The following is a 12930-nucleotide window of genomic DNA, read 5'->3' as shown; positions in this document are numbered from 1 at the left end:
CGGCCGCGGGGCTAGAAAAGCCGCGGGTCGCTGAAGGCGCCGCTGGCGACCAGGTACACGTAGAAGTCGGCGACGGCCACGCTGATCAGCGACGACCAGGCCAACTGCATGTGCCGGGCGTTGAGCTTCCCGACCCAGCCCCACAGGCGGTAGCGCACGGGATGCTTCGAGAAGTGCTTGAGCCGCCCGCCGACGATGTGCCGGCAGGAGTGGCAGGAGAACGTGTACGCCCAGATCAGCACGATGTTGATCAGGAAGATGATCGTGCCGAGGCCCATGTGGCCCCAGTGCTCGTGCTCGTCGCGGAACGACATCACCGTGTCGTACGTCAGCACCCCGGCCACCAGCACCGCCAGGTAGAACGTGTAGCGGTGGATGTTCTGGAGGATGAGCGGGAAGCGGGTCTCACCCGAGTACGACTTGTGCGGCTCGGCGACCGCGCAGGCCGGCGGGGACGCCCAGAAGCCCCGGTAGTAGGCCTTGCGGTAGTAGTAGCAGGTCAGTCGGAAGCTCAACGGGAAGATCAGGATGAGGAGCGCGGGGGACAGGCCCCACCAGCTGCCGAACAGGTCCCAGTTCGGCCCGCCGGGCATGTTCTTGCAGTTCTCCGCCAGGCACGGGGAGTAGAACGGGGAGACGTACGGGGCGGAGTAGTAGTCCGCGTTGGAGAAGGCCCGCCAGGTCGAATAGACGATGAAGGCCAGCAGCCCGGCCGCGGTCACGGCGGGCGCCAGCCACCAGCGGTCGGTGCGCAGATGCGGGGCGTCGATGGCGGCGCGCGTTCCTTCGCGTACACCGCCGGAGGTCGGTCGGGATTCGGTACCAGTGGCCAACAGGGGTTCCTCGGGTCAGGGTGCGTGGCGGCCTTGGGCGCCGAGTCCCTCGTCGTCCAGACCGTCCAAGTTGTCGCGTTTTGTCCACTGCGAGCTGTCGTACGGGCCGTCAGGGATCACGACCGGCTCGGGCCTGCGGGTGGTGGCCATGGGGGTGGCCGCCGCAGTCGACTCACGCAACAGGGTGATGCTCTCGCGTAGCCGCCCGGTGCCGGTGCCAACGCGCCGTACGTCCGGGCCGTCACCGATCTCCTGCGCGCCGCGCCCTACGGTCCGGCACGGGTCGTCGACGTAGCGCTGGGCCAGGGTCAAGTCCTCACGTGCAGACACGACGTACCCTCTTCCGGCCTCTCTCGCTGTGCCCCGCGTCCGGTCCGCCTCGGTGCTCGTCCTCGGTGCCCGTCCTCGATGCTCGCTTCGTGCTCTCTTGTCGTCGTCTGGCGTCGCCTTCTTGAGTTGCTCGAGCTGCTTCGGGTGTTTCTCTTGTCCCCGGCCGCGACGTTGCCGCGTCGCCGAGTTGCTTGATTTTCTCGGATCTCGCGCGTCGAGGTGGCCAGTTCGCAAGACAAACCCGCGAGTCAAGCATGCGCCTGCGAGTGTTGCGCGTCACTTCCTGTATTGGGAAGGGATCTGCGCGGATTCCAAGCGAATGGGCGTGTCTCACGCGTCACATAGCGTGCGCCACGCGGGGGGTACGCCCGCGTTTGCACCGCTCGGTGGGCCGGGGTGGTCCCGGCCACCTCACTCCGGTCCACCGGTAGGGGCGCGGGGAACTGCGCGACCGGCCCCGACGAGACCCTGCGGGTCGTCACCGGCCGGGTGGGGCTGTTTCGGTCGTAGGCGGGCCGTCGGCCGGTGGGGGTTGTTCGCGCAGTTCCCCGCGCCCCTATGGCGCAGGACGACGAGAGGGCGCCGCACCCGGTTCGGGGGCGCCCCCAGTCCACCTGAAGGGGCGCGGGGAACTGCGCGACCGGCCCCGACGAGACCGTCAGGTCGTCACCGGCTGGGAGGGGGTGTTTCGGTCGTGGCCGGGCCGCCGGGCCGCCGGGCCGCCGGGCCGGTGGTGGGTGGCGCGCGCAGTTCCCCGCGCCCCCTTGGGGCACCCCGTCAGGGGCGACCCGGGCGAACCGGATTGGTCCGGGCGAGTGGGGTTCACCGGCCCGTGGCGCGTGTCGGCCCGGGGCGGGGCGTCGGATCGCCTTCAGTGGGCGCATAGATGTGATCAGCTCCATATACCGCCAAACGTGATCGACCCGGCCAGGACCTGGCACCCCAGGCGGCCGGGACCGCCCGGCCCCGGAGGTAGTACAGATGTCCCACGACGGCGCTCGACCGCGGCTGCCGCGGTCCGTCGCGATTCTGACGACCGGCGTGCTCGCCGTACCGACGCTGGCCGGCTGCGGTTCGGGCCACGACGGCTCCGGCGCCCCGGCTGCCGCCCAGGACGTCGCGCCGGCGGCCCGTGGCGAGGTGCGCGGCGGCGGGACGGTCCGCTGGGCCGTCGACGGTACGCCGCAGACCCTCAACACCTTCCAGGCCGACGCGGACACCGCCACCGGGCGCGTCGCCGGCGCCGTACTGCCGGCCCTGTTCCGGATCGACGAGCGGGGCCGCGCGCAGCGCAACGCCGATTACCTCAAGTCCGCCGAGGTCGTCGACACCAAGCCCAAGCAGGTGGTGCGCTACAAGCTCAGCCCGAAGGCGGTGTGGAGCGACGGCCGGCGCATCTCGGCGCTGGACTTCACCGCCCAGTGGCACGCCCTGTCCGGCAAGAACACCGCGTTCTGGACGGCCCGCAACGCCGGCTACGACCGTATCGAGAGGATCACGCCCGGCAAGGACGACAGCGAGGTCCGGGTCACCTTCAACCAGCCGTATGCGGACTGGCGTTCCCTGTTCACGCCGCTGTACCCCAAACAGGTGATGGGCAGCCCCGACACGTTCAACGACGGTGCGCGCCGGAAGCTCAAGGCGACCGCGGGGCCCTTCACGCTCGCCAAGTTCGACGCAGCGCACGGCGAGGTCACGCTGCACCGCAACCCGCGGTGGTGGGGCAAGCGGGCCAAGCTCGCCACGATCGTGTTCAAGGAGGTACCGCGGAACAAGCGGGTCGCGGCGCTCTCGGCGGGCACCGTCGACATCGCCGACGTCGACACCGACGACGCCAGGCGCATCGCACGGGCCGCGGACGGCAAGGGTACGGGCGGCGGCCTCCGCGGCAGCGTCTCGCCGTCCGCTGCCGCCTCGACCGCCGCCTCGACCGCCGCGTCGGCAACCGCGTCGGCCGAGGCCACCGCGTCGTCGGGCACCGAGGCCGGCTCCGACGACGGCAAGGGGCGCCGCACCGGCCGGGTGGCGGCCGTGCAGGACGCCCTGCGGCACTTCGCCGTCCGCAAATCCTTCGAGCCCGCCTACACGCAGCTCGCCCTCAACGGTTCCAGCGGCCCGCTCGCCGACGAGCGGGTGCGCCGCGCCGTGGCTCGCGCCATCGACCGCAAGGCGCTGGCCCGCCTCGTCCTCAAGCCCCTCGGGCTGCCCGTGAAGACGGTCGGCAGCCACCTCGCACTGGCCGGCCAGGACGCGTACGCGGACGGCAGCGGGGCGCTCGGCAAGCAGGACACGGCCAAGGCCCAGGCGCTGCTCGCCGACGCGGGCTGGGAGCGCGGCGGCACGGTCAAGGGCGAGACCGAGAAGAACGCCCGGAACGACAAGAAGAAGGAGGCCGCCGAGCCGGGCAAGAAGGCCGCCGGCGGCGAGCACGGGTCCACGCAGGACGGCAAGCACCCGGCCCAGGACGGCAAGCACGCCACCCAGGGCCACCCGGCGTCGCCCGCACCGGAGCGCGCCAGGGCCCAGTCGGCGGCCCTCTCTGCGGCCTGGACCGAGGCCCTCACCGCCCGCCCTGCCCGAGCCGACGCCGGGCAGATCGACCACACCGAGGCGGCGGCACGGCAGGACGGCCGGCAGCACCCCGACCGGGAGGGCGCGGCCGGCGCCTACGCCCCGAAGGGCACGGCGGCCCCCGCGGGAGCGGGCGCGGCCCAGCTCGTCAAGAACGGCAAGCCGCTCTCGTTGCGCCTGGTGCTGCCCTCCGGCCCCGGATCCGAGGCGCTGCGGGCGGTCGGCAACCGCATCGCCCGGATGCTCGCCGGCATCGGCATCCGCACGGTGACGACCCGGGTCGCCGACGACAGCTACTTCAACGACCACATCGCGGCCGGCCAGTACGACCTGGCCCTGTACTCCTGGCCCGGCTCCGCCTTCCCGGCCACCGACGCCCGGCCGATCTTCGCCAAGCCGGTGCCGGGTGCCGACGGCTCGCTGAACGTCGAGCAGAACTACACCCGGGTCGGCACCGACCACATCGACCAGCTCTTCGACCAGGCGCTCACCGAGCTCGACGGCGGCAAGGCACGCGACCTGATCAAGAAGGCGGACGCCCGGATCTGGGCGGAGGCCGGATCGATCCCGCTGTACCAGCGGCCCCAGCTGGTGGCGGTGCGCACCGATCTCGCGAACGTGGGCGCGTTCGGCTTCGAGGACCCGCGGTACGAGGACATCGGCTTCCGCAAGGGCGGCGCCGCCGGGTCCCGGGCGCACTCCTCGCACGGCGCCGCAGGACCGAACGCCGAGCACCGGTCGGCGACGCCGAGCGCGTCCGTGACGCCCGGCAAGGCCCCGTCCAGCGGCGGAGAGTGACCGGCCCACCCCGCGGCGGGTACCGGCGGCCGACGGCTCAGACCTCCGGCCGCCGGTGCCCGCCGCGGGGGCGTCGCGTACTGCCGGGTTTGTGACGTCGCCTACTGCCAGGCCTGTAGGGCACCTGACAGTGCCTCCTTCTAGTCTCTGGCGCATGGAAGTTGCGGTTCTCGAACAACTGCTGCGGGACGACCCCGATGACGTCGCCGCATGGCACTCGTACGCCGACGCCCTCGTCGAACAGGGCGACCCGCGCGGCACCCTGATCCTGCTTGAGCACCGCCTGAGACATGTCGGCCCGGCCGACGCCGAGGCGCTGTCGGCCGAGATGGCCGCGCTGACGGAGCGGCACCAGCCGGAGTGGAACGCCGAGCTGCCGCCGGGCGTGTCCGTCCTGGCGCGCCGGAACGGGTTCGCCACGAAGGTCGGCGTGACGTGGTCGGACGAGGCCCCGAAGCTGATCGAGCAGGCCCTGGAGGGGCGCTTCGTCACCGGGCTGCGGATCCGCCCGGCGGACGACGCCGCCCCCGCCGCGGACGACGCAGACGACGGCGATGCGGACGAGGATGACGAGGGCGACGGGCGCACGCGCCCCGTCGACATCGGCGCCCTCGTGGGCCTCAGCCTCGATCGGCTCACGGAGCTCGACCTGTCCTATCTCCCTGTCGGAGAGTCCGGCACGAGCCTGCTCGCCGAGCTCCTCACCGACCGGCTCACCGCGCTCGACCTGCGGTACTGCGGCATCGGCGACGCCGGCCTCGCCGCGTTCGCCGCGACGGCGCGGTTCAACCGCCTGCGGCGGTTGCGGTTGCAGTACAACGGCGTCACCGCTGACGGTGTGCGTCTGCTGTGGCTGTTCGACCAGCTCACCGACCTGGACCTGCGGTACAACGCGATCGGCGAGGAAGGCGCGAAGGCACTGGCCGAGGCGCCGTTCGCCGGCTCGCTACAGCGGCTGTTCCTCGACCCCGACGACATCGGAGAAGAGGGCGTGGCCGCGCTGGCGTCGTCCCGCCGGCTCTCGCCCGTGCTGCGCAGTTACTGGAGGAGCGTATGAGCACGCAGCTTCGTGACCGTTTCTTCGCCCTGTCCGCCGGGGCGGCGTCCGAGGAGGAGGTCGCCCGGTACCGTGCCGAGGTGGCGGCGACGGACGCCGAGCCCGCCGCGACCCTGGACGGACTCGGGGTGTGCTGGCACCCGACGGCGCGGCACAAGCAGGTGCGCTTCGTGACCGCGGAGCGCATACCCGCAGAGGTCCGCGATCTCTTCGCCCGGCCGAGCGCCGCGGCACCGTATCTGGCGGCGGTCTTCGTCGACCCGTGTGAGCTGTCGTTCCGCACGTTCGAGAACATCGTGCCGCTGGACCGGCTGTTCGAGGCCGTCCCGCTGGACGTGGTGCCGAGCGAGCCCACGGAGCTGGCCGAGGGCGTGTACACGTTCCGGCTCCGGCTCGGGGACGACATCCGTGCCCGCCTCACCCGGCTGGACGCCCTGGGGCTCTACGTCCCGCCGCTGAACGCGAACTCCCGCGGCGGCGAACGCTTCATCTTCCACTCCGCGCTGCTCGCCGACGCGCTCACCGGCGCGGTGGCCAAGGTGCTGCCCGAGCGGCTGGAAGAGGGCTTCTCGCATGTGAACCCGGTGTTCCGCTGCAATCGTTTCGAGCCGGGCGACAGCAACTTCCACCGCCACCTCGACACGCCCTACTACGACGCCGGACGCGGGCACGTCTCGCGCTACACGCTGCTGGTGTACCTGACCGGTGGGTCCGGGGACCCCGTGCTCGACCTGGGCGAGGGCGGCACGCTGACCGACATCGACGCGTTCACCTGCGTGCTCTTCGACCAGCGTCACGAGCACGAGGGCGCCCCTTACCTCGCCGGCCGCAAGGTCTTCCTGCGCACCGAACTGATCTACACCGGTACCGAAACCAGCCATGATCCGGGCATCGGCGCCCTGTTCAGCAAGGCCTGCTACCTGACCGGTGAGAGCGTCTTCGCCCCGGAGCTGGCCCGGCACGCGGACGCGTACTACAACCGGGTGGCCGAGGCCCACTGGCATGGCCTGGCCCCGGCCGCCGGTCCCGAGCCGTTCCTCCACAAGGAGTTCCGCGGCGTGCACTTCGTCGCCAACGGCTACGACTTCTGGTTTCCCAAGAGCGACACCCTCTCGCTCACCGAGTGCGCCGCGCTCGCGCTGCTCGACCACTTCAACTGCAAGCTCGGTGACAAGGCCTTCCGCTCGATGTGTGCGACCGAGGTCGTCGAGGCCGAAGACGCCGACTGGATCCCCGGGTTCCTGGCGGCCAGGCAGCACGAAGCGGGGAAGCAGAGCGGGCCGGCCGTGCTGCCGTTCGACAAGGCGTTGCTCTTTCCCGAACCGGAGGAGCAGGAGGACTACACCGGCGGCGCGTGCTGCCCGTTCCACGCCGGGGCCGGGGAGGACTACGTCCACGAGACCCGGGAGTGGGAGGTGATCGAACTGTACGAGGACGCCCAGTCGTTCGCGAAGGCGCACATCATGCCGGCGCCGGTGCTGATGCTCGGTGAGGACGTGCTGATCGATCCGGACAGGTTCCTGGTCCAGGGCGACACCATCCATGTGCTCGGAAAGAAGTCGCTGACCCCGGTGAACTTCGCCGCCTGCCAGTCCGGTGTCGAGGACGCCCCCTCCTACATCAACGTCGGGCCCAGGGTCGGCGTCGCCCACTTCCTCGTTCCCCCGATCACCTTCACCGACTCCGGCGACTGCTACCACCTGCGGTTCGACTTCTTCCGCAACAGCTGGATGATCAAGCACGAACAGGCGACCGTGCCCGTCCCCGTGATCAGTTACGAGAGCGACGACGAAGGGTGGGGCCGCTGGGTGAGCGCCGTCGACTCCCAATTGACGTCCGGCCTCACCGACGGCGGCAGCCGGTCGGCCCCGTGGTGGATGGAGGACTTCGCCTTCGACGAGGAGAGCACGCTGGCGGAGCACCTCATGGAGTGGGCCGACGAGCTGGAGTACCGGGACGGCGAGCTGGAGGAGGAAGAGGAGACGGACGACGAGGACGGGGACGACGAGGAGGAAGAAGAGGAAGACGAGGAGGAAGCGTAAGACGGGGAGGGAGCGGAGGACGAGACGGAGGACGGGGGAGGGAGCGGGGGACGAGACGGAGGACGGGGGAGGGAGCGGGGGACGAGACGGAGGACGGGGACGACGGCTGAAGGGGCGGCGCACGCCCCGGACTGGTCACCGTCCGTAACCGGTGGTCTCCGCCGCGTCCGGCCCGCCGGGCCGCGGCAGCCGGCACCCGGCACCCGCGGCGGAGCCCCACATGAGCAGGGGGCGGGGGCACCGGCGGGGCAGCGCACCGGTGCCCCGGCACCGCCATGCCGCTCCACCGATCGGAGCGTCCCGGTACGCCCCGTACCATGGAGAGGACAGCCGAGGCGTGCGCGCCCGGCACTGGCGCCGACGAGAAGCACAAGGCGCAGCCGATCACTCACTCCGGGAGAAGCGCCGCACCATGGCTCGTACCGTCGACCGTCACGACATCCGCAATGTCGCCATCGTCGCCCATGTCGACCATGGCAAGACCACCCTGGTCGACGCCATGCTCAAGCAGGCCGGCGCCTTCGCCGCGCACCAGCTGGACCAGGTCGACGACCGGGTCATGGACTCCAACGACCTGGAACGTGAGAAGGGCATCACGATCCTGGCGAAGAACACCGCCGTGAAGTACCACCCCAAGCAGGGCGGCGACCCGGTCACGATCAACATCATCGACACCCCCGGCCACGCCGACTTCGGTGGCGAGGTGGAGCGCGGCCTGTCGATGGTCGACGCGGTGGTACTGCTGGTGGACGCCTCGGAAGGCCCCCTCCCGCAGACCCGTTTCGTGCTGCGCAAGGCGCTCCAGGCGCGGATGCCGGTCATCCTGTGCATCAACAAGACGGACCGCTCCGACTCCCGTATCGACGAGGTCGTGAACGAGACGTACGAGCTGTTCCTGGACCTGGAGGCGGACGAGGAGCAGATCGAGTTCCCGATCGTCTACGCGTGCGCCCGTGACGGCGTCGCCTCGCTGACCAAGCCCGAGGACGGCACCGTTCCCGCGGACAGCACCAACCTGGAGCCGTTCTTCACGACGATCCTGGAGACCGTGCCGGCCCCCTCCTACGAGCCGGACGCCCCCCTCCAGGCCCATGTCACCAACCTGGACGCCGACAACTTCCTGGGCCGTATCGCGCTGCTCCGGGTCGAGCAGGGCGAGCTGCGCAAGGGCCAGACGGTGGCCTGGATCCGGCGGGACGGCTCGGTGGCGAACGTCCGCATCAGCGAGCTGATGATGACCGAGGCGCTGACCCGCAAGGCGGCCGAGAAGGCCGGTCCCGGCGACATCTGCGCCGTCGCCGGTATCCCCGACATCATGATCGGCGAGACGCTGGCCGACCCGGAGAACCCCGTCGCGCTGCCGCTGATCACCGTCGACGAGCCGGCGATCTCCATGACCATCGGCACCAACACCTCCCCGCTGGTCGGCCGTGGCGGCACCGGCAAGGGCGCGGACGCCAAGGCAGCCGTCAAGGACCGCAAGGTCACCGCCCGCCAGGTCAAGGACCGTCTGGACCGCGAGCTGGTCGGCAACGTCAGCCTGCGCGTGCTGGACACCGAGCGCCCGGACACCTGGGAGGTGCAGGGCCGCGGCGAGCTGGCGCTGGCGATCCTCGTGGAGACCATGCGCCGCGAGGGCTACGAGCTGACCGTCGGCAAGCCGCAGGTCGTCACCAAGGAGGTCGACGGCAAGCTGCACGAGCCGGTCGAGCGCATGACCATCGACGTGCCCGAGGAGCACATGGGCGCCGTCACCCAGCTGATGGGCGTCCGCAAGGGCCGGATGGACAACATGTCCAACCACGGCTCCGGCTGGGTCCGCATGGAGTTCGTCGTGCCGTCCCGCGGCCTGATCGGCTTCCGCACCGAGTTCCTCACCAGCACCCGCGGCACCGGCATCGGGCACAGCATCCACGAGGGCCACGAGCCGTGGTTCGGCACGCTGACCACCCGCAGCAACGGTTCCCTGGTCGCCGACCGCACGGGCGCGGTCACCGCGTTCGCGATGACCAACCTCCAGGAGCGCGGCGTGCTCTTCGTGGAGCCCGGCACCGAGGTCTACGAAGGCATGATCGTCGGCGAGAACTCCCGCTCCGACGACATGGACGTGAACATCACCAAGGAGAAGAAGCTCACCAACATCCGCTCCTCCACGTCCGACATCGCCGAGTCGATCGTGCCGCCGCGCAAGCTCTCCCTCGAACAGTCGCTGGAGTTCTGCCGCGACGACGAGTGCGTGGAGGTGACGCCGGAGGCGGTGCGGATCCGCAAGGTGAACTTGGACGCGCGCGAGCGTGCGCGCGCAGCATCGCGCGCAAAGCACGGCTAGGGGGGTCGGCACCGTTCGCCACGGTTGCCCGTCCCGTCCTGACAGCGCCCGTCGTGTCCGTGTGGCACGGCGGGCGCCGGTGCGTGTGCGGCAGGGTTCGGCAGGGTTCGGCAGTGGCGGGGCCCGTCAGCGGCGGGTTTCGATCTTCAGGTCCCCCGCGGTCACCCTGCGGATGTGGTCGCTGGCGAGCATGGCGTGCGGGAAGCCCGGCCCCGTCGCGCTGGCCTCGTCGAGGCGGGCCAGCTGGGCGGCGGTGAGGTCGACCTCCAGGGCGCCCAGATTGTCCTCCAGTTGCGCGGGGGTACGGGCGCCGATGATCGGTGCCGTCACGCCCGGATTTTGCAGGGTCCAGGCCAGCCCGACCTGGGCGGGTGTGTGGCCCAGCTCGGTGGCGACCTCCTTGACGACATCGGCGATGGCGATGTCGCGTTCGGTGAGCGTGCCCAGGGCGAGGTTGAAGCTCCTGCGGGTGCCGTCGTCGGATGCGACGTGCGGCGCGGTCAGGTCGGCGCGGCTGTACTTGCCGGTGAGCACCCCGCCGGCCAGGGGCGAGTACGGGATCACGCCCAGCCCCATCTCCCGCGCCATCGGGAACAGGTCACGTTCCCCGGTGCGCTCGATCAGGTTGTACTCGATCTGTAGCGCGACCAGCGGCGACCAGCCCCGCAGATCGGCGATCGCCTGCATGCGCGACACCTGCCAGGCCGGGGCGTTGCAGATCGCCACGTACAGGACCTTGCCCTGCCGGACCAGGTCGTCCATGCCGCGCAGGATCTCCTCGACCGATGTCGTGAAGTCCCACACGTGCAGGTAGAGCAGATCGATGTAGTCCGTACGGAGCCGTCGCAGGCTCGCCTCCACCGAGGCGAACAGGTTCTTGCGGTGGCTGCCTCCGGAGTTCGGGTCGCCGGGCCGGCGCAGCGTGGTGTACTTCGTGGCCAGCACCAGGCTTTCGCGCCTGTCGCGGGTGAATTCGCCCAGCAGACGCTCGGAGCTGCCCTCGGTGTAGGTGTCGGCGGTGTCGATGAAGTTGCCGCCGCCCTCGACGTAGCGGTCGAACAGCTTGCGTGCCTCGTCCTGCTCGGCGCCCCAGCCCCACTCGGTGCCGAAGGTCGCCGTGCCCAGCGCCAGCGGTGACACCCGCAGCCCGGCACGGCCCAGTAGCCGGTAGGTGTCGAGGGTGAGCGACATCGTGTCCTCCTGTGCCCGTGATCCGTTGTCGAGAACAGGCTGCGACGGCTGTGATCCCTGGGTAAGGGAAAGGGGTTCCTGGGAACGCCGGTCCCACCCTCGCTGTTGGAACGACCATGATGACCGACACGGTGGACACGACACAGGAGCTGGCCGCGTTCCTGCGGAGCCGGCGCGAGCGGCTGGACCCGCGCGACCTCGGCCTGCCGTCGCGCCGGCAGGCCCGGCGGACCCCGGGGCTGCGCCGCGAAGAGGTCGCCGAACTGGCCGGGGTCAGCGTCGACTATGTCGTGCGGTTGGAACAGGGACGCGGGCTGCACCCTTCAGCGGACGTGGTGGAGGCGCTGGCCCGGGCACTGCGCCTGACCCCCGTCGAACGCGCCTACCTCTTCGACCTGGCCCGGCAGCGCCCCCGCGGCGCCGACCAGCCCGCCACCACCGCGGCGCCGCCGCTGGCCAGGCTGGTTGCCGGCCTGTCGCCGTTGCCGGCCATGCTGATGAACCACCGCTTCGACATCCTGGCCTGGAACCGCGAAATGGCGAGGCTGCTGCTGGATTTCGACACCCTGCCCCCGGTACGGCGCAACTCGATGTGGCTGTGCCTGATGCATCCGGAGACACGCGCGTTGTACGTCGACCGGGAGCGCGTCATGCGGGAGGGGATCGCCCACCTGCGCGCCGCGTGGGCCGCGCATCCGGAGGATCGGGCACTGACCGACCTCATCACCGAATGCATCGCTCGCGACGAGGAATTCGCGCGGTTGTGGGTCGAACGGGACATCGAGGTCAACGGCCGCGGGCACAAGATGATGCGACATCCTGACGTCGGCGTGCTCGCCGTGCACTTCGAAGTGCTCGCGCCGTTGCAGGATCCGGATCAGCGATTGGTGATCTTCCGCGCCGCGGACGACGAGAGCCAGTCGGCACTGGACCGGTTGTGCACACCGTGATGCCACGGCCCCGGAGTCAGATGGGTTTACCGCTCCACCACGACCGCAGCCGGCCCTTGTCGGGGTCGTCGGCCAGAATGGCGAAGTACTGGCCGTACCGGGCGACGAACTCGTCCTCTTCGTAGGCGGCCACGACGATGTGCTCCCAGGAGTCCTGCCCCACGTTGCCGTAGAAGTAGACCTCCTCGCCGACCCGATTGCCCGTCTGCCACGTGTAGGAGTCCAGGTACGAGCCCGGCGTCCCCGCGGAGTCCCTCGCGCGCTGTCTCTCCAGGTCCATGAACTCCTTGAGGTCCGCCAGCGATCCGAAACTGAGGGCGTCCACGTTGTCACCCGGGTCGGCCCTGCCGTCGGTGCAGACCAGAGAGGCGAGCGCCTTCCGCGCCCGACCCGCACGATCGCTGATCGTCCTGCACTCGAATCCGGACTCTTTCAGGCGCCCCGCCAGCCTGGTCTCGCTCACGGCAAGCGGCACGTCGGACGCTGACGGGGACGGCGGTGACGGCGAGGACGGCGGCGAGTTCGACGGCGACGGGGACTCCGAAGGCGGTGGCTCCGGTGACTTCGGCGGGGGCGAGGTGGCCGTGCCGATCGGCGTGACCGCGGCGTCGGCACCTCGGTCGTGATCACCGGCCGCCGTGCTCAGGTACACGGCGACGACCGCGCTGCCGATCGTGGCCACGGCACCGATGGCGGTCCAGAAGACCATCCATTGGTTGTGCCGCCGCCGATACCCCTGCTCGTCTCTGTCCTCCGTCACGCGCTGCCCCCCGACGGTTCCAGAAAGATGACGCCCCATCAATTCCAGGTTGTGGTCCGCTGGACACCC

Annotated in this window: 9 protein-coding genes; 5 read left to right on the top strand and 4 right to left on the bottom strand. The window is 70.6% G+C overall.

Translation table 11 applies throughout. The features are described 5' to 3' along the window. Positions 1-11: 11 nt before the first annotated feature. Both sdhC and NQO67_RS24525 read right to left on the bottom strand, forming a co-directional pair. On the bottom strand, positions 12-833 hold the full coding sequence (gene sdhC / locus NQO67_RS24530) for a succinate dehydrogenase subunit SdhC (RefSeq protein ID WP_255952375.1): 822 nt from the start codon (positions 831-833) through the stop codon (positions 12-14). 15 nt (positions 834-848) lie between these two features. Beyond that, positions 849-1163, bottom strand: coding sequence for an Rv0250c family protein (locus tag NQO67_RS24525; protein ID WP_255952374.1), 315 nt, complete (start codon positions 1161-1163; stop codon positions 849-851). A gap of 981 nt (positions 1164-2144) precedes the next feature. Here NQO67_RS24525 and NQO67_RS24520 point away from each other — a divergent pair. The 4 genes from NQO67_RS24520 (at position 2145) to typA (ending at position 9960) form a co-directional block, all read left to right on the top strand. Continuing rightward, on the top strand, positions 2145-4532 hold the full coding sequence (locus tag NQO67_RS24520; RefSeq protein ID WP_255952373.1) for an ABC transporter family substrate-binding protein: 2388 nt from the start codon (positions 2145-2147) through the stop codon (positions 4530-4532). Positions 4533-4686: 154 nt separating this feature from the next. After that, on the top strand, positions 4687-5589 hold the full coding sequence (locus tag NQO67_RS24515; RefSeq protein ID WP_255952372.1) for a hypothetical protein: 903 nt from the start codon (positions 4687-4689) through the stop codon (positions 5587-5589). Next, the gene (locus NQO67_RS24510; RefSeq protein ID WP_255952371.1) at positions 5586-7631 is read left to right on the top strand and encodes a hypothetical protein; all 2046 of its coding nucleotides are present in this window, start codon (positions 5586-5588) and stop codon (positions 7629-7631) included. The genes NQO67_RS24515 and NQO67_RS24510 overlap by 4 nt, the downstream gene beginning before the upstream one ends. 412 nt (positions 7632-8043) lie before the next feature. Further along, entirely contained in the window at positions 8044-9960 is a 1917-nt protein-coding gene (gene typA / locus NQO67_RS24505) for a translational GTPase TypA (RefSeq protein ID WP_255952370.1), read from the top strand. Positions 9961-10086: 126 nt separating this feature from the next. Here the strand turns inward: typA and NQO67_RS24500 are convergent, their stop codons facing one another. Then, positions 10087-11151 (bottom strand): aldo/keto reductase, encoded by a 1065-nt coding sequence (locus NQO67_RS24500; protein WP_255952369.1) that lies wholly within the window; start codon positions 11149-11151, stop codon positions 10087-10089. 116 nt (positions 11152-11267) lie between these two features. Here NQO67_RS24500 and NQO67_RS24495 point away from each other — a divergent pair, with 116 nt between their 5' ends. Next, complete coding sequence (locus NQO67_RS24495) at positions 11268-12101, top strand: helix-turn-helix transcriptional regulator (RefSeq protein ID WP_255952368.1); 834 nt, start codon at positions 11268-11270, stop codon at positions 12099-12101. A gap of 16 nt (positions 12102-12117) precedes the next feature. Here NQO67_RS24495 and NQO67_RS24490 read toward each other — a convergent pair whose 3' ends face one another. Further along, positions 12118-12861: a hypothetical protein gene (locus NQO67_RS24490; RefSeq protein ID WP_255952367.1), complete on the bottom strand. Its 744-nt coding sequence runs from the start codon at positions 12859-12861 to the stop codon at positions 12118-12120. Between the last annotated feature and the right edge of the window lie 69 nt (positions 12862-12930).

The sequence above is a fragment of the Streptomyces odontomachi genome (assembly GCF_024435355.1).
In the GTDB taxonomy this organism is placed as follows: domain Bacteria; phylum Actinomycetota; class Actinomycetes; order Streptomycetales; family Streptomycetaceae; genus Streptomyces; species Streptomyces odontomachi.
The sequence above is the reverse complement of the archived record's forward strand: the minus strand, read 5'-3'. Positions and strand labels throughout refer to the sequence as shown.